The 24,145-nt window shown below is 55.8% G+C and carries 24 protein-coding genes; 19 read left to right on the forward strand and 5 right to left on the reverse strand.

What is annotated here, in order from left to right; translation table 11 throughout:
* Positions 1-3: 3 nt before the first annotated feature.
* Positions 4-291: an Asp-tRNA(Asn)/Glu-tRNA(Gln) amidotransferase subunit GatC gene (gatC, locus tag ACR0IO_RS03140; RefSeq protein WP_155145374.1), complete on the reverse strand. Its 288-nt coding sequence runs from the start codon at positions 289-291 to the stop codon at positions 4-6.
* A gap of 240 nt (positions 292-531) precedes the next feature.
* Here gatC and ACR0IO_RS03145 point away from each other — a divergent pair, with 240 nt between their 5' ends.
* From ACR0IO_RS03145 to ACR0IO_RS03155, 3 genes are all read left to right on the forward strand, one after another.
* Positions 532-690, forward strand: coding sequence for a hypothetical protein (locus ACR0IO_RS03145; RefSeq protein WP_480739503.1), 159 nt, complete (start codon positions 532-534; stop codon positions 688-690).
* 225 nt (positions 691-915) lie between these two features.
* Complete coding sequence (locus ACR0IO_RS03150; RefSeq protein WP_480739505.1) at positions 916-1,479, forward strand: DUF4202 domain-containing protein; 564 nt, start codon at positions 916-918, stop codon at positions 1,477-1,479.
* A 96-nt stretch (positions 1,480-1,575) separates the two neighbouring features.
* Entirely contained in the window at positions 1,576-2,265 is a 690-nt protein-coding gene (locus ACR0IO_RS03155; protein ID WP_480739507.1) for an SGNH/GDSL hydrolase family protein, read from the forward strand.
* 17 nt (positions 2,266-2,282) lie between these two features.
* Here the strand turns inward: ACR0IO_RS03155 and ACR0IO_RS03160 are convergent, their stop codons facing one another.
* Positions 2,283-2,939, reverse strand: coding sequence for a ceramidase domain-containing protein (locus ACR0IO_RS03160; protein WP_480739509.1), 657 nt, complete (start codon positions 2,937-2,939; stop codon positions 2,283-2,285).
* A gap of 56 nt (positions 2,940-2,995) precedes the next feature.
* Between ACR0IO_RS03160 and ACR0IO_RS03165 the strand changes: the two genes are divergently transcribed.
* On the forward strand, positions 2,996-3,688 hold the full coding sequence (locus ACR0IO_RS03165; protein ID WP_480739512.1) for a metal-dependent hydrolase: 693 nt from the start codon (positions 2,996-2,998) through the stop codon (positions 3,686-3,688).
* A gap of 45 nt (positions 3,689-3,733) precedes the next feature.
* Here ACR0IO_RS03165 and ACR0IO_RS03170 read toward each other — a convergent pair whose 3' ends face one another.
* Positions 3,734-4,201: a nucleoside deaminase gene (locus ACR0IO_RS03170; RefSeq protein ID WP_480739515.1), complete on the reverse strand. Its 468-nt coding sequence runs from the start codon at positions 4,199-4,201 to the stop codon at positions 3,734-3,736.
* Positions 4,202-4,262: 61 nt separating this feature from the next.
* Between ACR0IO_RS03170 and ACR0IO_RS03175 the strand changes: the two genes are divergently transcribed.
* The 15 genes from ACR0IO_RS03175 to ACR0IO_RS03245 all read left to right on the forward strand — a co-directional run bounded on the left by ACR0IO_RS03175 (position 4,263) and on the right by ACR0IO_RS03245 (position 21,200).
* Positions 4,263-5,078: a pseudouridine synthase gene (locus ACR0IO_RS03175; protein WP_480739517.1), complete on the forward strand. Its 816-nt coding sequence runs from the start codon at positions 4,263-4,265 to the stop codon at positions 5,076-5,078.
* Between the two features lie 175 nt (positions 5,079-5,253).
* The gene (locus ACR0IO_RS03180; protein WP_480739519.1) at positions 5,254-6,168 is read left to right on the forward strand and encodes a 5-bromo-4-chloroindolyl phosphate hydrolysis family protein; all 915 of its coding nucleotides are present in this window, start codon (positions 5,254-5,256) and stop codon (positions 6,166-6,168) included.
* A 30-nt stretch (positions 6,169-6,198) separates the two neighbouring features.
* Positions 6,199-7,389 (forward strand): toxic anion resistance protein, encoded by a 1,191-nt coding sequence (locus ACR0IO_RS03185; protein WP_480739522.1) that lies wholly within the window; start codon positions 6,199-6,201, stop codon positions 7,387-7,389.
* 6 nt (positions 7,390-7,395) lie between these two features.
* Positions 7,396-8,358 (forward strand): DUF2927 domain-containing protein, encoded by a 963-nt coding sequence (locus ACR0IO_RS03190; protein WP_480739524.1) that lies wholly within the window; start codon positions 7,396-7,398, stop codon positions 8,356-8,358.
* A gap of 22 nt (positions 8,359-8,380) precedes the next feature.
* Entirely contained in the window at positions 8,381-9,529 is a 1,149-nt protein-coding gene (locus tag ACR0IO_RS03195; protein WP_155145394.1) for an SPFH domain-containing protein, read from the forward strand.
* Between the two features lie 58 nt (positions 9,530-9,587).
* Positions 9,588-10,679, forward strand: a complete 1,092-nt coding sequence (locus ACR0IO_RS03200) for a TFIIB-type zinc finger domain-containing protein (RefSeq protein ID WP_480739526.1) — start codon at positions 9,588-9,590, stop codon at positions 10,677-10,679.
* Positions 10,680-10,786: 107 nt separating this feature from the next.
* Complete coding sequence (locus ACR0IO_RS03205) at positions 10,787-11,455, forward strand: nitroreductase (protein WP_480739528.1); 669 nt, start codon at positions 10,787-10,789, stop codon at positions 11,453-11,455.
* A gap of 34 nt (positions 11,456-11,489) precedes the next feature.
* Positions 11,490-11,927 (forward strand): D-aminoacyl-tRNA deacylase, encoded by a 438-nt coding sequence (dtd, locus tag ACR0IO_RS03210; RefSeq protein ID WP_480739530.1) that lies wholly within the window; start codon positions 11,490-11,492, stop codon positions 11,925-11,927.
* The gene (locus ACR0IO_RS03215) at positions 11,927-13,030 is read left to right on the forward strand and encodes a glycerate kinase type-2 family protein (protein ID WP_480739532.1); all 1,104 of its coding nucleotides are present in this window, start codon (positions 11,927-11,929) and stop codon (positions 13,028-13,030) included. Before dtd ends, ACR0IO_RS03215 begins: the two co-directional genes overlap by 1 nt.
* A gap of 51 nt (positions 13,031-13,081) precedes the next feature.
* Positions 13,082-15,076, forward strand: a complete 1,995-nt coding sequence (locus ACR0IO_RS03220) for a CocE/NonD family hydrolase (protein WP_480739534.1) — start codon at positions 13,082-13,084, stop codon at positions 15,074-15,076.
* Between the two features lie 124 nt (positions 15,077-15,200).
* Positions 15,201-16,784, forward strand: coding sequence for an ABC transporter substrate-binding protein (locus ACR0IO_RS03225; RefSeq protein ID WP_155145404.1), 1,584 nt, complete (start codon positions 15,201-15,203; stop codon positions 16,782-16,784).
* Between the two features lie 15 nt (positions 16,785-16,799).
* Complete coding sequence (locus ACR0IO_RS03230) at positions 16,800-17,756, forward strand: ABC transporter permease (protein ID WP_155145406.1); 957 nt, start codon at positions 16,800-16,802, stop codon at positions 17,754-17,756.
* On the forward strand, positions 17,753-18,568 hold the full coding sequence (locus tag ACR0IO_RS03235; protein WP_155145408.1) for an ABC transporter permease: 816 nt from the start codon (positions 17,753-17,755) through the stop codon (positions 18,566-18,568). Before ACR0IO_RS03230 ends, ACR0IO_RS03235 begins: the two co-directional genes overlap by 4 nt.
* Positions 18,565-20,202: an ABC transporter ATP-binding protein gene (locus ACR0IO_RS03240; RefSeq protein ID WP_155145409.1), complete on the forward strand. Its 1,638-nt coding sequence runs from the start codon at positions 18,565-18,567 to the stop codon at positions 20,200-20,202. The genes ACR0IO_RS03235 and ACR0IO_RS03240 overlap by 4 nt, the downstream gene beginning before the upstream one ends.
* 161 nt (positions 20,203-20,363) lie before the next feature.
* Positions 20,364-21,200, forward strand: a complete 837-nt coding sequence (locus ACR0IO_RS03245; protein ID WP_480739538.1) for an alkaline phosphatase family protein — start codon at positions 20,364-20,366, stop codon at positions 21,198-21,200.
* Positions 21,201-21,242: 42 nt separating this feature from the next.
* On the opposite strand, the gene ACR0IO_RS03250 is transcribed toward ACR0IO_RS03245, so the two are convergent.
* Positions 21,243-22,166, reverse strand: coding sequence for an alpha/beta hydrolase (locus tag ACR0IO_RS03250; RefSeq protein WP_480739541.1), 924 nt, complete (start codon positions 22,164-22,166; stop codon positions 21,243-21,245).
* 12 nt (positions 22,167-22,178) lie between these two features.
* The gene (locus ACR0IO_RS03255) at positions 22,179-24,068 is read right to left on the reverse strand and encodes an acyl-CoA synthetase (protein ID WP_480739543.1); all 1,890 of its coding nucleotides are present in this window, start codon (positions 24,066-24,068) and stop codon (positions 22,179-22,181) included.
* Positions 24,069-24,145: the final 77 nt, after the last annotated feature.

The raw sequence follows: 24,145 nt of genomic DNA on the forward strand, positions 1-24,145 counted from the left end.
GTCTTACTCCACAACCTTGGGAACGGCGAAAAAGCCTTCGCGTGCATCGGGGGCATTGGCCAGAATCTTGTCCTGCTGATTGCCATCGGTGACCACATCCTCACGACGTTTCAGGCGCATCGGCTCGACCGAAACCATCGGCTCAACGCCTTCGACGTCTACTTCATTCAATTGCTCAATGAACCCAAGAATGGTGTTGAATTCAGATGCCAGCGCCGGCAGCGCGTCATCCTCGACCTTGATCCGGGCCAGTTTGGCCACCTTGGCGGCGGTGCTTTGGTCAATCGACATGGGAACCCTCATATGCGTTACCCGGCATTTACCTGTCTGCCGCAGCAGTCGCAAGACCACTGGCAAACACTGTGCACAACGAACTCCCTGCCCTGTTCGAGTCGTTTTAGAAGTTGACCTAATCAGATTTGAATACCTGCTATGCACGGAAGTGAACCAGTTAGTTCACCTTCTCCATTGAAGACCAGCGACACCAACACTTAATGAAGTGAACGGAACAGTTCAGTTTGGAGAACGACCATGAAATCCCTGATGATCACCCTTTCACTGACACTTGCAACATTGTCTGCGCCAGCAATGGCTCTGGGTATCCCTGATACCAACTTGACCCCCCTGCTGACTTTCCCCGATCAGTCAGCCGATCAGGTAACCCAGGATAAGTCTGTCATTCGCAAATAACCGGATGATGATTGCAAGATGGCCGGGCCATTCCCTCCCCTATGGCCCGGCCCTGATACATTTCTATAAAACTCACCCCCCTACATCCGGCCTACTTATTTCCAGCATCGCTTCTTTTTGATTGAATGCTGCATTCCGCTCAGCCATTCATGAGCGTGAACAGATCAAGCTATCGCGGTTTCATGCGACACTACGCATGAAGCCAAGCAAGGACCGGAGCGAAAAATGAGCGCGCGGATGCAAAATGTGCTGGACGCCATTGATGCGGCCAACTCGGTCGATCCCAATATGGATGATAGCCAGCCTGAAACACTGCTCTATGGAAAGCGGATGACTGCAGAGCTGAATCGCCTGTTCCCCGGCGCCTCGGAACCCTTGCAGATCGCAGCACGTGGGCAACATGTCGAACGCTGGAAACTTGCACGATCTGAGTATCCGGAAGGTCGGACCGGGTATCTTACATGGCGGCGCGCGCAAGGCGAACATCATGCTCAGGTTGTCGCAGATTTGATGGCCCAGGCGGGATACGAACCGGATCAGATTGATGCAGTGGGACGCATGCTGCGCAAGCAAGGAATCAAAAGAGACGCCGAAGTGCAGGCCCTGGAAGATGTGATCTGCTTTGTCTTCCTGAAATGGTATTTTCAGCCCTTCGCCGCGAAGCATTCGGCTGAAAAGATTCAGAGCATTGTGGAAAAAACAGCACGCAAAATGTCTAATGAGGGTCGTGCGCGCGTTCTTGAAGAATTCGAATTACCCGAACAGCTTGCATCGGCTTTTCGAAACTGAATAAATCACAAGCATAGTATCATTTAGAGATTAACCTCGAATTTACCAATTGCCTGTCTTTTCGTTCAAAAGACATTTCCAAGAACTGAGTCTGCCATGTCCAAAAAACTGTTTCTGCTAATTGGCCTGATCAGCTTACTGATGGGATGCCAGGAAGTTCCGTCAAGCACGCCCGACGCAAAAGTAATTGCTGTTGGCGACTCGCTTATGGCGTGGAATTCCATGTCAGGTTCGGCCATTCCGGACGTCGTCGAAGAGAGGATCGGCGCACCGGTATTGGACCGATCAGCTTCGGCGGCATGGATGCAAACAAAATTCACCGATGATGGAAAGCCAACCTCCGGTGTTCAGGCTCAGTTCATCAAGGGTCAGTGGGACTGGGCCATTGTAAACGGTGGCGGCAACGACCTGATGCTTGGTTGCGGATGTTCAAGATGCGGACCCGTTCTGGACAAGATGATTTCAGTCGATGGTCAATCCGGGCAAGTTCCCAGCTTCTTGCGCGAAATCCGCAAGACCGGCACTAAAGTAATTTATGTAGGTTATCTGCGAAGCCCTGAGCTGATTACTCCGATTGAGCATTGCAAAAGCGAAGGTGACGAATTTGAAGAGCGCATCGCGAAACTTGCAGAGCATGATAATGGCATCATCTATGTCTCTGCACAGGATGTCGCAAAACCGGGCGATGCCTCATATTTCTCGTTCGATCTGATTCACCCGTCCCGCAAATCGAGCCGTATCATCGGTGAGCGTGTCGCGGAGGTTATCAAGAGCTCCAGCTTCTGACAGCGACTACATCGCAGCTATGTAAATCGGCTGCGAACCACGGCTCTGCGATACACCTCGATCATCCATCCCAGCATGATGGCATTGAGAATGTGCCACATAAAATGAGTACCCAGCGGCAAGCGGTTGCACATAGGTTCATCCAACGCACGGAAAGTGATAGAGGCGATCAGGATCACTGCACCGATAGCTAAACCGCGCGCGGTATGCGGATCTCTGCCGCGCAGCAAAGCAGCGTAGATTAGGATCAAAAGAGGCACGGGCGCATAGGCTGCCGATCCACCGATCCCCGGAATAAATTGGAAAAGCGGAATTGTCAGTGCTGCGTAGGGAAAGAACAATGCGGTCAATCCCAGAGCCTGCCACGTTTTCAGTTTCCAGATGTCCCGATTTACAGCGTAGATATAGACCAGAATGAACAATAAAATTGGGGTTGTATCTGCAATCGCGGCCCAAACCCGGGCATGCGTATGGAACAAATAACTGCCTACCCCAATGATCGCCAGCAACGCTACCAGCAGGTTTGCCAAAGGCATCCCCTGCCCGCGCACACGCAACCACATAATCAAGGCCGCAACCAGAAAAGCAGCATTTGTTACTGCGTTTACCGGCTCGGCCCAATAGGCGGGCGACAACCGTTCGCAATATCCATCTATTTCACGCATCCATTCCATAGATTTTTACATAGTGGATGCTAGGCTGCGGCTAAACCACTTTCAGGAGGACAATTATGAATATCGTTTGGCTGGGGCATGGCAGCTTTCGTATTGAGGTCGCGGGACAGGTTCTTTTGATCGATCCATGGCTGACCGGGAACCCTTCACTTTCTGAACAACATCATGACGAAGCAGTTCAGGATGCAACTCACATTCTCCTAACCCATGCCCATTTCGATCATGTCGTCGATGTGCTGCCTTTGGCCAAACACCTGAAGATTCCAGTGGTCGGACAATACGATCTGATGGGCTACTGGAGCGAGGCCGAAGGAATTGAGACCATTGGCTTCAACAAGGGGGGGACAGTGAACCTGAACGGCATCAAGGTCACCATGGTACCCGCTTCGCACAGCTCCACGTTTTCAACGCCCGACGGGGTGCGCACAGGCGGAACCGAAGTTGGTTTCATGATCGCCGCAGAGGGGCACATGCTCTATGTTTCAGGCGATACTGACATCATGGCAGACATGGATTGGATGGGTGATTATTATAAACCCGACATCGCAATCCTGTCTGCAGGCGGCCACTTTACGATGGACATGAAGGGCGCGGCTTATGCAGCAAAGCGATACTTTAATTTCAAGACCGTAATCCCCTGCCACTACAAGACATTTCCGATCCTGGAACAATCTGCTGAAGACCTGATCAATGGCCTCCCCGGCGTCAGTGTGATCGAACCTGAAGTGATGAAGGCCATCAAGATCTGAATTACTTGCGACTATGGTGCGCGGCGAGTTGATCGGGGCCAAATATCAGTCGCCGCCCCCTGCCTTTCTCTGCGCGAGAAAGAAAGTCCTCAGCATATCGGCGGCTTCATCTGCTGCAATGCCGTCATAGATCTCAGGGGTGTGGTGCGCCTGTGGGTGCGAAAACACCCGCGCCCCATGCGCAACGCCGCCAGACTTCGGATCAGACGCCCCATAGTAAATTCGGCGTATGCGTACGGCGGCCAACGCTGCCGCGCACATGGCACAAGGTTCAAGGGTCACGTAGAGATCATGATCCGGCAACCGTTCGGAACCAGTCGCGGCGCAGGCCGCGCGCAAGGCCAGAATTTCAGCGTGTGCGGTGGGGTCTTTCAATTCCCGGGTCCGATTGCCGGCAGATGCAACAACCTGACCATCCCTCGACACAATGACCGCACCAACCGGGACTTCCCCCCGGTCTGCCGCTGCGCGCGCTTCCCGCAGCGCAAGTTCCATATGCGATCTGAATGTCATGCCTTTGACTGCCCCAGAAACCTGGCTTTCGCAAGTCGCCGGGATGCGTTATGGCCTGAGGATGAGCAACACTCCTCCTCCCGGCGACCGGATCGCCAAAGTACTGGCCCGCGCAGGCATCGCCTCGCGCCGCGAGGCTGAACGCATGATCGAAGCCGGCCGTGTAACGGTGAATGGTAAGGCAATTGACAGCCCTGCCCTGAACGTCACAGCCCGGGACAAGATCACGGTCGATGGCAAACCCGTTTCCGAGCCCGAGCCCGCCCGGTTGTGGCTGTATCACAAGCCTGTGGGACTGGTGACAACAACACGAGATGAAAAAGGTCGAACAACGATCTTCGACGAGTTGCCCGAGGATATGCCCCGGGTGATGAGCGTCGGGCGACTGGACTTGAACTCCGAAGGTCTGTTGTTGCTGACAAATGATGGCGGCATCAAACGCAAACTGGAACTTCCGGCAACCGGCTGGCTCCGTAAATATCGGGTCCGGATCAATGGCCGCCCGAAAGATGAAGACTTCGCGCCACTTCGCAAGGGTCTTGTGATTGACGGGCAAAAGTTTCAGCCAATGACGGTTGCACTTGATCGGCAGCAAGGTGCAAACGCCTGGCTGACTATCGGGCTGCGCGAAGGCAAAAACCGCGAAATTCGTCGCGCCATGGAAGACATCGGCTATAGTGTAAACCGCCTGCTGCGCGTGTCCTACGGACCTTTCCAGTTGGGAGATCTGAAACCGGGTGAAGTTGAAGAGATTCGGCGCCGCGTGCTTCGTGACCAGCTGGGGTTAGAAGCAGAGCCCGATCAGAAACCCAAAGCCAAACGGCCACAGCGCCCGCAAAGGAAAAAGGCCCCCGGCGGCAAGAATCCTCGCAATTGACGATGGTTATGCAACCTTCCCCCTAGCGCCGGACCGGTGCTTCCACTAAATTTTCTATAAATGCGGCTACTAGGGGGCGCTATGTCCGGATCCGGAGTGCAAAAACTGGCCTACGCGGCGCTGCTTGTGTTGCTGTTCGGTGTATGTACCGGCTTGTTGGGGGGCTTATAGACGCATGGCTAAACGCTATGGCGGAAAATTCAGCCCTGACGGTGGAGGGTCGTCCGATAGTCAACCCGAGCGTGGACAATTCGACGGCGCCCGTGTGAATCCCGCAGGCGCCCGCGCAAATGTTTTGTTCTTACCCGCTATCCCTCTGATCTTCCTGTCATTGAACGATGGCGCGGTCGGAATGATAATCGGCCTGATCGCAGCCGGTCTGCTAACCGCTGCGGCACTACTGTTGAGAGAGGGACTGAAGGCTGAAGCAGAATACAATGCACGTCGAACGGCAAGACGTCCTGCCTTTCCCCGCAAGATATTCTCCAGCGTTCTGACCGGTTTGGGTGCCGCACTGGCGTCGTATCGGTCAGAATTTGTGGATGCTGAAACCGCTTCACAGGTCAGCGCACTGGCGCCTGTCCTCTATGGGGCCGCTGCGACTGCTCTGCATTCGGTCTCGTTCGGTCTTGATCCGATGAAGGACAAAGGAATGGAAGGCATCGATACCTTCCAGCAGGATCGTGTCGCTCGCGTGGTTGAAGACGCAGAAACTCATTTGACCGAGATGTCGGACGCGATCAAACGCGCAGGTGATCGCAAGATCGAAGCGCGCGTTGAGCGGTTTCAAACCACTGCGCGCGATCTGTTCAGAACCGTAGAGGAAGATCCCCGTGATCTGGCGGGTGCCCGAAAATACCTGACGGTTTATTTGCAGGGCGCGCGAGACGCCACTGTGAAATTTGCCGATGTTTATGCCCGAACCCGCGATGCGCAGGCTTTGGCGGATTACTCTTCTTTGCTGGACGATCTAGAACAGAATTTCGCTGCGCGTACCCGCAAAATGCTTTTGGATGACCGCAGTGATCTGACGGTCGAAATCGACGTGTTGCGCGAAAGACTGCAGCGCGAAGGCGTCCGGTTGGACTGACCGGCTATTATTTGAGCGAGGAACATCTTCATGTCAGATGAAATCAAAAATAAGGCGGTCGAAGCTGAAACACTGGTTCAGGAAATCACTTCTGTGACCCTGCCAGAACCCGCAGCCGAGGTAGTCCCGCTTGAAGAGGCCGACGAACCCGTCAGCGCCGAAATCCGGAAGCGGATGGATGAGATTGACATGGGCAACACGAACTCGATTGTTGCCTTCGGATCGTCTGCGCAATCAGAGTTGCAGGAAATCAGCCAGGCAATGCTGGCAGATGTGCGTAACAAGGATGTTGGTCCGGCGGGTGACAGCCTGCGCAACATCGTGACCACGATCCGCGGGTTCTCGGTCAGTGAACTGGATGTACGGCGCGAACGCAGCTGGTGGGAAAGACTGCTGGGCAGGGCCGCACCATTTGCTAAATTTACCGCTCAGTACGAAGCGGTTCAGGGTCAGATCGACAGGATCACGGATGACCTGCTGGGGCACGAGCATACTCTGCTCAAAGACATCAAATCTCTGGACCTGCTCTACGAAAAGACGCTGGGATTTTATGATGAACTGGCACTGTACATTGCAGCGGGCGAAGAAAAACTGACCGAGCTAGACAGCCAGGAAATTCCAGAAAAAGAGGCCGAGGTTCAGGCCGCACCGGAAGAAGATCAGGTGATGAAAGCGCAGGAATTGCGCGATCTGCGCGCTGCTCGTGATGATCTGGAACGTCGTGTACATGACCTGAAGCTGACCCGACAGGTGACAATGCAATCGCTTCCGTCGATCCGTCTGGTTCAGGAAAACGACAAGTCTCTGGTGACCAAGATCAATTCGACGCTGGTGAACACAGTCCCCCTGTGGGAGACACAGCTAGCGCAGGCCGTCACCATCCAGCGCAGCGCCGAGGCTGCAGCAGCGGTACGCGACGCCAATGATCTGACCAACGAGTTGCTGACTTCGAACGCGGCCAATCTGCGTCAGTCGAACAAGATGATCCGCGAAGAAATGGAGCGTGGAGTGTTCGACATCGAAGCCGTGAAGCAGGCCAACGCAGATCTGATCGGTACGATCAACGAAAGCCTTGCGATTGCAGACGAAGGCAAGGCCAAGCGAGCGGCTGCCGAAGTAGAACTTCAGAAGATGGAAACCGAATTGCGCGACACACTGGCCGCTGCAAAGGCACGCAAAGATGGTATCGGTGACAACGCCGGAACTGCGGTTCCGGGCTAAGGCGGGTTGATCGTGCGGCGGTACATTTCGGTGAGACGTGTTCTGGCGGGACTATCACTCTTGGCTCTGGCCAATTGTGATACAGCGCTGACCACATCGATACCGCCGCAACCCCGGCCTGTGCAGCCACAGGTCCCTGCGAATGCCTATGTTGCGCCTTCGGCCGCCAGTCTTGATCTGGCCCGCTACTATGAGCGGGTGCAAAGCAATCTTCTGACGCGCGGCTTGCTCAGAACAGATGGGGGTGGACCAGACACCCCGTATGACGCCGAAGATCTGGCCAAGAACTTTGAGGCCATCGCGTTTTATAGCGAATATCCGGGACAGTCGGTTGCAACCAGCCGGACCCGAACCAGCGGGCAGCTCAGCCGCTGGTCTGGCCCGGTTCGTATTGGGCCGGAATTTGGTCCATCCGTCCCACCTGAGCGCCGCAAAGAGGACACTGCGCGAATTGAATCCTATTCGGCCCGCCTTGCCCGTCTGACCGGGCATTCGGTATCAACCGTCAACAGAAATGCCAATTTCCACGTATTTGTGGCGGGCGAAGATGATACGGCTTACGTACAGGCGCGCCTTAAACAGCTGATCCCGGGCATCGGTCAAAAGCAGCTGGATCTGTTCGATAAGCTGCCCAAATCGTTCTATTGCTTTGTCTTCGCATCAGCCACCAACGGCTCGCCCCACACCTACACGCGCGCGGTTGCGCTGGTGCGTGCCGAACATCCGGATCTGGTTCGGCTCAGCTGTATTCACGAAGAAATCGCACAAGGTTTGGGGCTGCCGAACGACAGCCCCTCTGCACGGCCTTCAATATTCAACGATGATGACGAGTTCGCCCTGCTGACAAGTCACGACGAAAAACTACTGACACTGCTTTATGATCCACGCCTTAAACCCGGCATGACTGCTGATGAGGCGCGGCCTGTGGTGCGGATCATTGCACGCGAATTGATGGGTCAGTCGCTCTGACCCCAAGGACAGGAGAACCCAAATGGGAATTTTCGATTTTCTGACCGGAGAATTTATTGATGTCATCCATTGGGTTGATGACACCCGGGACACTATGGTCTGGCGGTTCGAGCGTGAAGGGCATGAGATCAAATACGGCGCCAAGCTAACCGTCCGCGAAGGTCAGGCCGCCGTTTTCGTGCATGAGGGGCAATTGGCAGACGTGTTCACGCCGGGCCTATACATGCTTGAAACCAACAACATGCCGATCCTGACCACGTTGCAACACTGGGATCACGGCTTCCAGTCGCCTTTCAAGTCCGAGATCTATTTCGTCAACACCACCCGTTTCAACGACCTGAAATGGGGAACCAAAAACCCGATCATGCTGCGGGACCCGGAATTCGGACCAACGCGCATTCGCGCATTCGGAACATATACCGTTCGCGTCAAGGACCCTGCCAAATTCCTTGTTGAAATCGTCGGGACCGATGGTGAATTCACCATGGACGAAATCAGCTATCAGATCCGCAATATCATCGTTCAGGAATTCAGCCGCGTTATTGCAGGATCGGGCATTCCGGTTCTGGACATGGCAGCGAACACTGCTGATCTTGGCAAACTGATTGCGGCCGAGGTCTCTCCGGTTCTTGAAGGCTATGGGCTGGAAATGCCTGAGTTCTATATCGAGAACATCTCGCTGCCCCCAGCGGTCGAGGCCGCCTTGGACAAGCGCACCTCGATGGGGCTGGCTGGTGATCTGGGTAAGTTCACACAGTATTCTGCGGCAGAAGCCATGACAGCTGCGGCCAACAACCCCGGCCAAGGCGGCGGCATGGGTGCAGGCCTTGGCATGGGAATGGGCATGGCAATGGCACAACAGATGTCGAACATGGCAGCGGGTCAGCCAAGCGGCCCGTGGGGATCGCCCGCCCCCGCTGCTCCGCAACCGGCAGCGCATGCGGCCCCGCCTCCTCCGCCACCGGTCGAGCATGTCTGGCATATCGCGGTCGACGGGCAAACCAGCGGGCCATTTTCCAAGGCCAAAATGGGACGCATGGCGACTGATGGGGAAATCACCCGGGACACACATGTCTGGACCGCCGGTCAGGACGGTTGGAAGAAAGCTGGCGATGTTCAGGAATTGGCACAATTGTTCACGATCCTGCCTCCACCCCCTCCGGGGGCGTGAAGCAGGTTTGGACTGACTTTACGGCATTATCGGCTCTGACCAACAAGGCGATCTGAGGATGAGCGAAAACGAGCACCGCTTTCCCTGCGACCAATGTGGCGCAGACTATCGGTTCAACCCCGGCGATGGCACATTGACCTGTGACCATTGCGGGCATTCAGAACCGATCTCGAGCGGTCCCTGGGGTGGTGCAAGTCTTCGAGAGCTGGATTTCGACGCTGCAATCGCAGATCGCCTGCCCGAGACAGAGATCGAGGAGACCCGAGTTCTGAGTTGCCCGAATTGCGCAGCTCAGGTCGAGTTTGATCCTAACACCCATGCAGCCGAATGCCCGTTTTGTGCCACGCCAGTCGTAACCGACACGGGAGTGAACCGACATATCAAGCCTCGGGGCGTTTTGCCTTTTGCACTTGATGAAAGATCGGCCCACAAGGCGATGGGCGATTGGTTGGGCCGTTTGTGGTTTGCACCAAATGGGTTGAAAGAATACGCGCGCAAGGGACGAAAAATGCAAGGCATTTACGTGCCTTACTGGACCTTTGATGCCGATACGAAATCCAGCTATCGCGGCGAACGGGGTGTTGTTTATTATGAAACACGAACCGTTATGCGCGACGGAAAACCAGTACAGCAGCAGGTTCCCAAGGTACGCTGGACACCAAAATCCGGACGTGTCGCCCGCTTCTTCGACGATGTTCTGGTGCTGGCCTCACGCTCGTTACCTAAAAGCTATACTGATGCCCTCGAGCCATGGGATCTTCCGGCATTGGAACCCTATCAACCAGAATACCTGGCCGGGTTCCGGGCCGAAGCCTACACTGTTGAGCTGCAGGAAGGATACAAGGAAGCCCGTCAATACATGGCGCGAGTCATTGAGCGGGATGTCCGGTTCGACATCGGTGGCGACAGACAAAGGATTCACGCGCTAGAGACCGAAGTGCGGGATGTCACCTTCAAGCACATCCTGCTGCCGGTATGGATGGCAGCGTACAAGTACCGGGGCCAAACATATCGATTTGTGGTGAACGGCCGTACCGGCCGGGTTCAGGGTGAACGCCCCTGGTCTGCGATTAAGATCACCATTGCAGTTGTTCTGGGTTTGCTTGTTGCAGCTGGCGTCGGTTACCTGCTGGCCACGGGCCAAAAATAACCACCGACGACCGAAACACATCAGCTAGGGTTTCGATCACTTAGCCTCTTGCACATCTCAAATGTCACCTCCATCCTGCCGCGCGTTGGATTGGGGGGAGGCCATCCGTGACATTCGCAGCCTTGAACTCGCTTCTTGATCAGCGCCATTCCTGTCGCGCTTTCCAGCGCGATCTGGTGCCCAAAGCCCAGATCGAACAAATCCTGTCCAGCGCGATGCGTGTTCCCAGTTGGTGTAACGCCCAGCCTTGGAAGGTCGTCGTTACCAGCGGTGAAGACACGGATACATTCCGTGAAGCACTTCAGATTGAGGCCGCGACAGGCACCCCTGCCCCGGACTTGCCATTCCCCAGCTCGTATTCCGGTGTTTATCAGGATCGCCGCCGCGCCTGTGGCTGGGCACTATATGAAGCCGTCGGGATCGAAAAAGGCGACCGCGCTGCATCGGCCAGGCAGATGATGGAGAATTTTTCTCTGTTTGGAGCACCGCATTGTGCAATCATCTCGAGCCCTGCCGAACTGGGCGCGTACGGCGCAATGGACTGTGGCGGGTTCGTAACAGCATTTTCGCTTGCCGCTCAGGCATTGGGAATCGCCACAATCCCACAGGCAGCTGTCGCAGCTTATGGCCCGTTTCTGCACCAATACTTTCAGATACCGGATGATCGCCTGGTCCTGTGCGCGATTTCCTTTGGCTACCCGAACAGAGAACACCCGGCCAACGCGTTTCGAACCGAGCGCGCATCAGTGGATGAGATTGTCGATTGGCGCGGTTAATCCGCCCGTCCAACCCCCGAAGTGAGGACAAGATATGCGGGCCTTGATTCAAAGAATCACTCAGGCATCAGTTTCAGTGGACAAGGCAGTCATCGGACGGTCAGGCCCCGGGCTGCTGATCCTTGTATGCGCGATGCAGGAAGACGATGAGACCAAGGCAGAACAGCTCGCCTCGAAAATTTCCAAGCTCCGCATTTTCAAGGACGACAACGGCAAAATGAACCGGTCGATACTTGATATCAACGGTTCCGCATTGGTGATCAGTCAATTCACCTTGGCGGCAGATACATCCCGGGGAAATCGACCGGGCTTCGCCACGGCCGCCCCGCCTGAAACCGGCAAACATCTTTACGAAACATTCGCACGGCAACTGGCCGCCCTGGGCGTGCCCGTCGAGACCGGGGAGTTTGGTGCCGATATGGCAGTAGAACTGGTCAATGACGGGCCAGTGACAATCTGGATGGAAAGTTAATGACACAAGCAACGCAAGCCGTAGAGATCTGGAAGGCCGGTGTCGCGGCTGTCGACGGATACAACGCGACCCAAAAGGCCTTGGGTTCAGTACCGAAGCCCGATCGCATTCTGGCTGTCGGCAAACCCGCTGCGGCAATGGCCAGCGCTGCATTGGATCACTTTGGACAGGTCCCAACCTTGGTCGTCACCAAAGATGGACATGCTGACGATCTGCCTTCGCACGTCCAGTTGATTGAAGCATCCCATCCTGTGCCCGACGCACGGAGCCTTACCGGAGGTCGTGCATTGCGCGAAGCCGTTGAGGCGATGGGTCAGGAAGAGCACTTGCTGTTACTCGTCTCAGGAGGGGCTTCGTCATTGGCCGAAGATCTGGTCCCGGGCAAAACCCTTGATGATCTTGCGGCGCTGAATAAGGATCTGTTGTCCAAAGGCTTAGACATTCACGCGATGAATGCTGAAAGGCGCAAAATATCGCAGATCAAGGGAAGCGGCCTGCTGTCACTTTTCTCTGGCAAACGGGTCACTGTTCTGGCGATATCTGATGTTCCGGGCGACGACTTGAATGTGATCGGCTCCGGGATCGGAGCCCTGCCCGATACATCTGCATTTCAGGCAACCGCATCCATTATCGCCTCAAACGCCCATGCTCGGGCCGATGCGGCAGAGGCTGCACAAAAAGCTGGCTACGCAGTTCATCTGAATGAAGAAGCACTACACGACGATTATTTGGCAATTGCCGCTAAGATTGGCGCGCAAATTCGCAATATGGAACCCGGTGCCATGATCTTTGGCGGCGAACCAACGGTCACGTTGCCAGACAAACCGGGTCGCGGTGGTCGCAATCAAGCGTTGGGGCTGGCGCTGGCCCGTGAGATTGCGAGCTGCGAGGACATTACTGTCGTAATCGGAGGAACGGATGGCACCGATGGCCCAACCTCTGCTGCAGGCGCAATTATCGATGGCACCACATGGGCTGAGGGTGCTGTGAGCGCCCTGAACCGAGCGGACAGCGGGAGCTTTCTGGATCAGGCTGGCGCCCTGTTGGTGACAGGTCCGACCGGCACCAATGTTATGGACCTCATTGTCGCTATAAGAGGTTAGATTGACGTTTTTACCCTTCAAGAACATGGCAAACAACCCGAGACTGAACAAATGACGCGCGCACCGAATTCGCTCTGCGACATAGAAGAAATCCCTGACTTAGGTATCCGGCTTTCCGATGGTTGCCGCATGTCGGCTCGTGTCTGGCGGCCAACCGATGCTGAACAGTCCCCTGTTCCTGCCATTCTTGAGTATCTGCCCTATCGAAAGCGTGATGGCACGACAGCGCGAGATGCGCTTACTCATCCCTGGTTTGCCAAACGTGGTTATGCCTGTATCCGCGTTGACATGCGTGGCAATGGCGACAGCGAAGGGCTGATGGAAGACGAGTACACCCAGCAGGAGCTGGATGATGCTGTCGAGGTCATCGAGTGGCTGTCACAACAACCCTGGTGCAGCGGATCCATCGGCATGATGGGAATCAGCTGGGGCGGCTTTAACGCCTTGCAAGTGGCCGCGATGCGCCCCGACCCGCTCAAGGCTATTATTACACTCTGCTCAACGGCAGATCGGTACGCTGATGACATTCACTACAAGGGTGGATGTCTTTTGAACGAAAACCTCGGCTGGGGGGCCACCATGTGGTCTTATTCCTCACGTGCACCCGATCCGGAGCTTCGGTCTAACTGGCGCGAACTGTGGCTGGACCGTCTTGAGAATGAACCGTTCCTGCCCTCCGTCTGGTTGCGGCATCAGGCACGTGATGAGTACTGGCAGCATGGATCAGTCTGCGAAGATTTTTCGGCGATCAAGGCGGCAACGCTTGCCGTTGGTGGCTGGGGTGATGCGTACAAGAACACTGTTCCGCTGCTGGTTGAGCAGCTGGAAGCCCCAGCAAAGGGGATCGTTGGCCCTTGGGTGCATAAATATCCACACTTTGCGGTACCCGAACCAAGGATTGGGTTCCTGCAGGAAGCACTTCGGTGGTGGGACCATTGGCTGAAAGGTTTGGACACCGGAGTGGCTGATGATCCGGATTATCGAGCCTACCTGATGTATGGCGTACGCCCTGCCCGCTGGTATGCAGAGCGCCCCGGCCGCTGGGTGGCTGAAACATCGGGTGCAACGTCTCATCTGCCGAAGGTGACCATGTCTCTGACAAATGCCGGGTTGGGCGATAGTGGTTCATTGAGTGCACGCATTCGCTCACCTCACCATTGCGGCATGGATGGCGGAGAGTATTGCGCCATCTGGCTGGGCCCGGATCTGCCGGGCGACCAGCGGGCTGATGATTCTTTGTCAGCCTGTTTTGACAGCTCGCCATTGGACAATGACATGGACATCGTCGGCGCGCCGCGTATCCGCCTAAAGGTCAGTTCAGACAAGGCGCAAGCGCAAATTGCGGTGCGGTTGAACCATGTCCATCCCGATGGGGCGTCGACAAGAATCACCTACGGTGTATTGAATCTGTCCCATCGTGACAGCCATTCCGACCCGGCCTCGCTCACCCCGGGCGAGATATATGAAATTGAACTGGATCTGGATCAGATCGCTTATCGAGTTCCAAAGGGACACCGTCTGCGCGTTGCCGTTTCAAGTGCCTACTGGCCACTGATATGGCCATCACCAGAGACAGCAGAGCTGCACCTGACCGAAGGCGAGATCACAATTCCGCGACGAGAAACGGCAATATCGGACGAATGTGCATTTCCGCCACCGGATGCCGAAGAGCCCTGGAAGATCAAAACACTTCGCGATTCTGCCAATTCACGCCGCGTGGAAACCGATATGAACACCGGAGAAGTCAAACTCATTATCGAGGATGACTTTGGACTGGTTGAAGATTGCGATCATGGCTTGGTCAGTGGTGGGTTTGCTCAAGAAATCTGGACGATTCACCCGGATGACCCTCTTTCCGCACGAGGTGCCTGTGATTGGACACAGGAACAGAAACGCGGCAATCTAAGCCTGAAAACCAATACCAGCTGCGAAATGTGGTCCGACACCGAGAATTTTCGTCTTCGTGCAACAATAAATGCCTTTGAAAATGATGTGTTGGTGTTTTCGACAACCAAGGAGGACACCGTAGCACGTAAGCTGATGTAATTTCCGGCGACCAAAAGGCAGGACATTAAACCTTGCCCGGTCGGCCGAAATACGCCAACGTTGACTCACGCGTCAATAAAAAGCCCACCAAGGGCATAAACACTATCAACTGGGAGATCCTTGGATGAAAGAACAACTCACTCACATGACTGGTCAGGTCACGGCAGGTAAAATGACCCGCCGCGAATTCATGGGTAAGGCCGCCGCGCTCGGCGTTTCCGCCGCCATGGCCAGCACAATGTTTGCCGACGCCGCGCGTGCGGCGGGCCCGAAAAAGGGCGGCGACCTGAAACTGGGTCTGCAAGGCGGTGAGTCGACCAACTCGCTGGACCCGGCGACTTATGCAAGCTCGGTTCCATACATGAACGGCCGCCACTTCGGCGACACGCTGGTCGAAGTTGCTCCGGACGGAACCATCGAAGCACGTCTGGCCGAAAGCGTAGAAGGCAGCGCCGACGCGAAGGTCTGGACCTTCAAGCTGCGTGACGGTGTCGAATTCCACAACGGCAAAACCATGACCAGCGAAGACGTGCTGAAAACCATGGAACGCCACTCGAACGAAGACTCCAAGTCCGGTGCCCTGGGCATCATGAAGGGCATCGAGTCGATGAAGGCAGATGGCAACAACTTCCAGGTCACATTGACCGAGCCGAACGCCGACCTGCCCTATCTGATGGCTGACTATCACCTGATCATTCAGCCTGATGGTGGCATGGACAACCCTGCTGCGGGTATCGGCACAGGACCATACAAGCTGGAAGTTGATGAGCCGGGTGTACGTCACCTGTTCAGCAAGTTCGAAAACCATTGGAGCGACTACGGTCACTTCGACAGTGTTGAGAACGTTGTGATCAACGACACCACGGCACGTACTGCAGCTCTGCAGTCCGGTCAGGTTCAGATGGCCAACCGTATTGAACCAAAAGTTGCCGATCTGCTTTCGCGCGCACCGACACTGACCGTGCAGTCCACACCGGGCCGTGGTCACTATGTGTTCATCATGCACTGCGATACCGCACCGTTCGACAACAATGAACTGCGTACCGCTCTGAAGTACGCCATCAACCGTGAAGAGATGGTTGAGAAGATTCTGCGCGGCTACGGCTCGGTAGGAAACGACATGCCCATCAACGCGGCCTACCCGCTGTTTGATGAGACGATCCCGCAGCGCGAGTTCAGCATCGAAAAAGCGGCAGAGCACTATAAAAAGTCCGGCCATGACGGATCGCCGATCATCCTGCGCACCGCAGACGGTGCATTCCCGGGTGCGGTGGATGCTGCAGCCCTGTTCCAGCAGACCGCTGCTCAGGCCGGCATTCCGCTGGAAATCGAGCGTGAGCCTAACGACGGTTACTGGTCCGAAGTCTGGAACGTTCAGCCGTTCTGTGCATCGTACTGGGGTGGCCGCCCGGTTCAGGACCAGATGTACGCAACTGCCTATCTGTCGACAGCCGACTGGAACGACACTCGTTTCAAAGTCAAAGAATTCGACGACATGCTGTTCGCTGCACGCGCCGAACTGGACTCCGACAAGCGCAAAGGCATCTACTCTCAGATGGGTATGATGTTGCGTGATAACGGTGGTCTGATCTGCCCGATGTTCAATGACTTCGTCGATGCCGTCAGCAACCAGCTGGACGGATGGGACACCGATCCCAACGGCGAACTGATGAACGGTCAGGTTTCGCGTAAGATGTGGTTCGTCTGATACGGATCCTGACATATGCATCCAATCATCAAACTGGTGTTCCAGCGCTTAGCGCTGGGACTCCTGCTCTTGTTTGGCGCTTCGGCCCTGATTTTTGGCCTGACCGAAGCCCTTCCCGGAGACGCAGCGCAAGCCGTCCTGGGCCAGTCCGCAACCCCCGAAGCCCTGGCGAACCTACGCGAAGAAATGGGCCTCAATCGTCCCGCTCTGACGCGCTATTTTGAATGGCTGGGCGGAATCGTCCAGGGTGATCTGGGCCAATCCCTCACCAACAGACTGGACATTGCCGAATCCGTTGGCAGCCGTCTGGGCAACACTCTTTTCCTGGCATTCTGGGCCGCTATCGTATCGGTTCCATTGGCCATTTTCCTTGGTCTGCTGGCCGTTCGCTATCGTAACCGCTGGCCTGACAAGCTGATCTCGGCAGTCACACTCACCACGATCTCGATCCCCGAATTTCTGATCGGCTATGTCCTGGTTTATTTCATCGCGGTGAAGCTGGGCATGTTCTCGCCTCTGGCTATGATCAACGACAGCATGTCGTTCGGACAGAAACTCAACGCGATCGCCCTGCCGGTGATCGTTCTGACCATGGTTGTTCTGGCGCATATGATGCGGATGACCCGCGCAGCGATCCTGAACGTGATGCAATCGGCTTATGTCGAAACTGCTGAACTCAAAGGTCTCAGTAATTTCAAGGTCATCTACCGTCACGCTTTCCCGAACGCGATTGCTCCGATCGTCAACGTCGTCATGCTGAACCTTGCCTATCTGGTGGTCGGCGTCGTCGTCGTCGAGGTGGTGTTCGTCTATCCCGGTATGGGACAGTACCTAGTGGACCACGTGACCAAACGTGATGTTCCGGTGGTTCTGGCCTGTGGTGTGATCTTTGCCGCCATCTATATCGGACTGAACATGATTGCAGACATCGTTGCCATTCTGGCCAACCCAAGGCTGAGGCATCCGAAATGAAGAACATACCTATCTCTGCAATGATCGGACTGGCTTTCACAGGCCTTTACTTCATCATCGCGGTATTTGCGCCTCTGCTGGCCCCTTACGGAATGGCCGAGGTCGTCGGCGATGTCTGGGAACCATCCAGTTCACAGTTCTGGCTGGGCACTGACAACATTGGACGCGATCTTCTCAGCCGTATGATCTACGGCGGACGCACAACGATCTTCATCGCCACGGCTGCAACGATCCTCAGCTTCGTTACAGGCTCGATCCTTGGCTTTCTGGCCGCGGTTCTGGGCGGTTGGGCCGATCAGGTCATGTCGCGGACGGTTGATCTGATCATGTCGATTCCATCGCTGATTACCGCGCTGGTGGTTCTGGCGATGGTGCCGGTGACCATCCCGGTACTGATCGTCGTCATGGGCCTTCTGGACGCCACGCGCGTCTATCGTTTGGCCCGCGCAGTCGCCGTGGATATCGCGGTAATGGACTATGTCGAAGCCGCTAAGCTGCGTGGTGAAGGTCAGACCTGGATCATCTTCCGTGAGATCCTGCCCAACGCACTGTCGCCTCTGGTGGCTGAGCTGGGCCTGCGGTTCATCTTCATGGTTCTGTTTGTCTCCACCCTGTCGTTCCTGGGTCTGGGCGTTCAGCCGCCGCTGGCCGACTGGGGCGGCATTGTGAAGGAGAACAAGGACGGCATCGTCTACGGTATCGGCGCGGCCCTCTACCCTGCTGTGGCCATCGCAACGTTGGCGATCTCGGTCAACCTTGTGGCTGACTGGATCCTGAACCGCACCACATCGCTGAAAGGAGGTCGGGGATGAGTGATACCCTTCTCAAGGTCCGTGACCTCAAAATCGGCGCGACCGTATATCCGCCGGGCGAAAAGCCCCATGACATCGAAATCGTGCACGGGGTCAGCTTTGACCTCGAGCGCGGCAAGGTGCTGGGACTGATCGGTGAATCCGGAGCTGGTAAATCCACCATCGGTCTGGCCTCAATGGCCTATGGCCGCGGTGGTGTGAAAATCACCGGCGGCGAAGTCTGGGTGAACGGCCGCGATATCATGAAGTCCTCTTTGGGGGATATTCGCAATCTGCGTGGCGGTGAGGTGACCTATGTCTCGCAATCCGCCGCGGCCTCGTTCAACCCGGCCAAGAAGATCATGGATCAGGTTGTCGAAGCGGCTGTAGAGCACAAGAAATTCTCGCGCAAAGAGGCTGAAGCCCGCGCGCGGGAACTCTTTGCCAAGCTGGGTCTGCCTGATCCGGATAATATCGGTGATCGCTACCCGCACCAGGTTTCGGGTGGTCAGCTGCAGCGTTGCATGACAGCGCTGGCTCTGTGTCCAGAGCCTGATCTGGTTGTGTTCGATGAACCCACCACAGCGCTGGACGTTACCACTCAGATCGACGTTCTGATGGCGATCAAAGAGGCTATCGCAGATACTGGTGTTGCCGCGCTCTATATCACGCACGACCTCGCGGTCGTTGCACAGGTGAGCGATGACATCATGGTTCTGCGGATGGGTAACACCGTCGAATACGGCCACACCGATCAGATCATCAACAACCCACAGGAAGAGTATACCAAGGCACTGGTCTCGGTCCGCTCGATCGAGCACGAAGAGAAGAAGCCCACGCCTGAACCGGTGTTGAGCGTTGACGGGATCACCGCGCGCTACAAAGGGCTGAACTTCGATGTGCTGCACAACGTCAATGTCGAGCTTCATCCGGGGCAGACGCTGGCGGTTGTGGGGGAATCCGGTTCGGGTAAGTCAACGCTTGCACGGGTGATCACAGGGCTGCTGCCTCCACGCGATGGTGAGATCACCTTCGCGGGCCGCAAACTCTCACCCGATCTGGCCGGACGTACCCGCGAGGACCTGCGAGAGCTGCAGATGATCTACCAGATGGCTGATGTGGCGATGAACCCGCGTCAGACGGTTGGCACGATCATCGGCCGCCCGCTGGAGTTCTATTTCGGTATGCGCGGCGCTGAGAAGCGTAAGCGGATCATCGAATTGCTGGATGAGATCGAACTGGGTGAAAAGTTCATGGACCGCTATCCAGCGGAACTGTCCGGTGGCCAGAAACAGCGTGTCTGTATTGCGCGATCACTGGCCGCCAAACCCAAGATGATCATCTGTGATGAAGTCACCTCGGCGCTCGATCCGCTGGTGGCGGACGGTATTCTCAAGCTGCTGCTGGATCTGCAGAAGATCGAGGATGTCGCCTATCTGTTCATCACTCACGATCTCGCAACGGTCAAAGCAATCTCTGACTCGATTGCCGTGATGTATCAGGGCCGTGTGGTTCGCTATGGTTCCAAATCTCAGGTTCTGAGCCCGCCGTTTGATGACTATACTGACCTGCTGCTCAGCTCGGTTCCCGAGATGCATCTGGGCTGGCTGGAAGAGGTTGTTGCACATCGTAAGATGGAGAGTGCGGGGAACTGATCCCTACCCTTTCTGTAACAACCCGATGGAACTTTGAAATCCCGGCGCTTGCACTACTGACAAGCGTCGGGATTTTGCTATTCGGGGCGCGAACGGGCGACCCTGAGCAAGCGAATCCGCTAGGATCACCTGAATACAAATATTGTCAAAAGGGTCATGAGATGGACCGTAAGCTGCTACTTATCATTCTGGACGGCGTACCATGGCGCAACTTTCGCCGTCTTTTCGGAAATCTCGAAGGCTGGGTCGACAGCGGTGAAGCACAGGTCTGGAAATTGCGGGCTGTTTTGCCGTCAATTTCAGCCAGTTGTTATGCCTCGATTCATACGGGCGTTACGCCGCAAGAACATGGTTGTACCGGCAACGGTAACGTCTTCCGACTGGATCATAAGGATATCTTCAGCCAGGTACGCGCAGCAGATGGCGTAACCGGTGCCGTGACCCACAGCTTCTGGTCGCAATTCTTTAACCGGCATCCGTTCGATTACGTCCGTGACATCGAATATGATGAGCCGGAAAGCAAAACCATCAATCACGGCCGGTTTCACAGCATGACCGGCTATGGGAAAGCCAATCAGATGACGCCGTCGGATGTCGATCTGTTCGGAACTCTCACCAATCTTTGCCTGCGGTTCGGTTTGGATTATGGCATCCTGCACACTTGTACGCTGGATAGCATGGGACACCGCTTCTACCACGACTGCGAAGAAATGGATCATGCCTGCTTTGTCATGGACGAAATGCTGGCCCCGTTCATTCCGCGCTGGCGGCAGCTGGGCTACGAAGTGATCGTGACAGCCGATCATGGGCAAGATGAACGCGGCCATCATGGCGGGCGTGGTGCGCTGCAGCAGGAAACAGCACTCTACTACTTTGGAGACGCCAAGGGGCCTGATGCTGACTACGTGATTGACCAACTGCAGCTTGCGCCGACCATCCTGCAGCGCTTGGGCGCACCGGTGGCCGACACAATGAAAGCCAAATCTTTCCTGAGCTAAACACGACTTGAGTCTATGATCAGGCTGCTTTTGACAGCCTGATCAGTCATAGTTCCAAAGCCCCTGCCCCAACGCTTCGATTGCGACCGAAATCCGCTCAAAGCTATCGGCAGCACGTTTCACGCTGGTCCGGGCCCTCAGGTAGCCATGGATCAGACCCGGCTCATTGATCCAATGAGCTTGACCACCAGCCTCAACAATCTTGTTGCAGTAATCAGGCCCGTCATCCCGAAGGGGATCGCAATCGGCGGTCACTACGACGGTAGGAGGTAATTCAGAAAAGTCCGTGTCGTGCAGAGGCGCAAAGGTCGGGTCATTCTCGGGCACATTCCCGTTGCAGCGCACCTTTTCGTAGAACAGGATTTCATCCCGCGTCAGTAGAGGCGCATGCGCGTGTTCTATATACGACCCCTTGCTTGGGTCTCCGCCAAGACCCGGATAGATCAGAACTTGCCCGATGATACCTTCCAGTCGTCCGCGCGCGTAATGTGCAACTGCTGCTGCAAGGTTTCCGCCTGCGCTGTCACCAGCCAGAACAATGGGATCACCAAATTCTCCCATCGCCCAGTTGACGGCTGCCCAGGCATCTTGAAACTGCGCAGGGTGCACATGCTCGGGGCATAGGCGATAATCAACGGCCACGACTCGGTAACCAGTCTGAGAACAGATTTCAGCGCAGACATCGTCATGGCTGTCTAATCCGCCGACTACAAAACCGCCGCCGTGAATATAGACGACGGTTCGCGTTGGTATCCCTGATGAATAGAGCCGAACCCCGACGCCATCAGCTGACAGATCCTGTGCTTCGACACCCGCGGGACGCGGTTGACGAAAATCCCGACACATCTCATCATAGACGCGGCGTTGATCTGTTATGGACCGATCAACAGCATCATCAGGATAGCTTTCAGCAGTGCGTCTTATGAACGCCCAAGTTTCCTCATCAATCAGACGTTCATAATCCATAGTCCCTCCCGGTCAGGCAGCCCACTCCCACGGCCGGGTGAACGATCCCAGCACTTTGCTGACATCGTCCTCGGACGAGCCGTTCGCGTCAAGCTGTGCGACGAGTCCACGCTTCTTATCGTCGATCACCGACACGACACGTGCAGATACACCTGCGGTCTCCAGTGCTCCGTTGTAGATACGCGTGATCGCCTGCTTACGCAGTTCGGGTTTGAACACCTTACCAACCGCCGTTTTAGGCAGTTCAGAAAGAATCGTCATGTGCTTAGGCTGCGCGGCACGTTCGTGGACATGCACTTTGCAATATTCCATCAGCTCTTCTTCGGTGGCCGAGGCTCCCTCGACCAATTCGACAAAGGCACAGGGCACCTCGCCCGAATGCGCGTCGGGCTGACCAATAGCACCGGCGAAGGCAACCGCATCGTGACCCAGCAAGGCCTCTTCGATCTCAGCGGGATCAATGTTGTGACCGCCACGGATGATCAGGTCCTTCGCACGTCCGGTAATCCAGAGGTATCCGTCTTCATCAAAACGGCCCAGATCGCCCGTCCGCAAGTATTTGTCGAAGTGGTAGAGATTCGTGTTTTTGTCGGTTTCGGTATAGGTGTTGCCAGCATACACCCCCGGGTTTGAAATGCAGATTTCGCCGATCTGGTCAGTGCTGCATTCGGTGGGTCCGTCAGGTCCATCCTGCAGGATTTTGACATCCGTATATGGGAATGGAATACCGATCGAGCCGATCTTTTTCTCGCCATCCACAGGGTTGCACGAAACCAGACAGGTTGCTTCGGTCAGGCCGTAACCTTCGACAATCGTGACACCCGTGGCTTCCTCAAAACGGCGGAACAGCTCAACAGGCAACGGAGCAGAGCCCGAAAAGGCCGTTTTCACGCTGGAGATGTCCGCATCGACCGGACGCTGCATCTTGGCCGAGATCGCGGTTGGAACGGTGATAATGAACGATACTTTCCAGCGTTCGATCAGCTTCCAGAAATTGTCGAACACGCCGTCACCGCGATAACCGGCCGGTGTCGGGAAGATGACATGCGCGCCGGACGAAACAGCCGCCATGACGATCACATGTACAGCGAAGACGTGGAACATGGGCAGTGGGCACATGATCACGTCATTCTCGTCAAACAGCAGCGTATTGCCGAGCCAGCCGTTGTAGATCAGGCCAGAATACTTGTGCTGTGCCACCTTCGGCATCCCGGTTGTCCCGCCGGTATGGAAGTAACACGCGACCCGGTCCTCTTTGCTGTCTTCGAACGTCAGGGTCGTGGGCTGCTTGGCCAGTTCCTGATTGAAGTTCTTGTAATCAGCATGGGCCAGATGTTCTTTATCGCCCATCTTGGGACGCAGGAACGGGACCAGCCAGGATTTCGGCGGCGTCAGGTATCGGTTCAGGTCAATCTCAAGGATGGTATTGACGTTTGGTGCGTGGCGCACCGCTTCCTCGACCTTTTGGGCCACATCGGTTTTGGGGAAAGACTTCAGCGTCACGACCACTTTGGCCTTGGTCTCACGCAGGATTGCCGCGATCTGCTCAGGCTCAAGCAGCGGGTTGATCGGATTCACGATGCCCGCGATCGCGCCACCCATCATGGTGACCAGCGTTTCATTACAGTTCGGCAGGACATAGGCCACGACATCCTTTTCCCCGACACCCAAGGAGCGGAACAGGTTGGCGGCCTGATTCACCTTGCCCAGCAGATCGGACCAGGTCAGCGTCTCAGCTTTGTCCTTCGGTCCCGATAGCAACTGGAAGGAGATCGCCTTGTGGTTTGGAAATTTCTCTGCCGTTCGCGACAACAACTGATGAAAGGTCACGGGGACGTCTCTGTCCTCCCATGCCATTTCCTGCTCGATCCGCGCCTTGTCGTCCAACCCCACAAATGCCATGTGGTTCCTCCCCTTTTTTCTCCCATGTCGTGCACAGGCTATTGATGGCCCCCAAGATGGAAGCAAATTCAAGCCTG

The organism is Ruegeria sp. CE12, assembly GCF_056537525.1.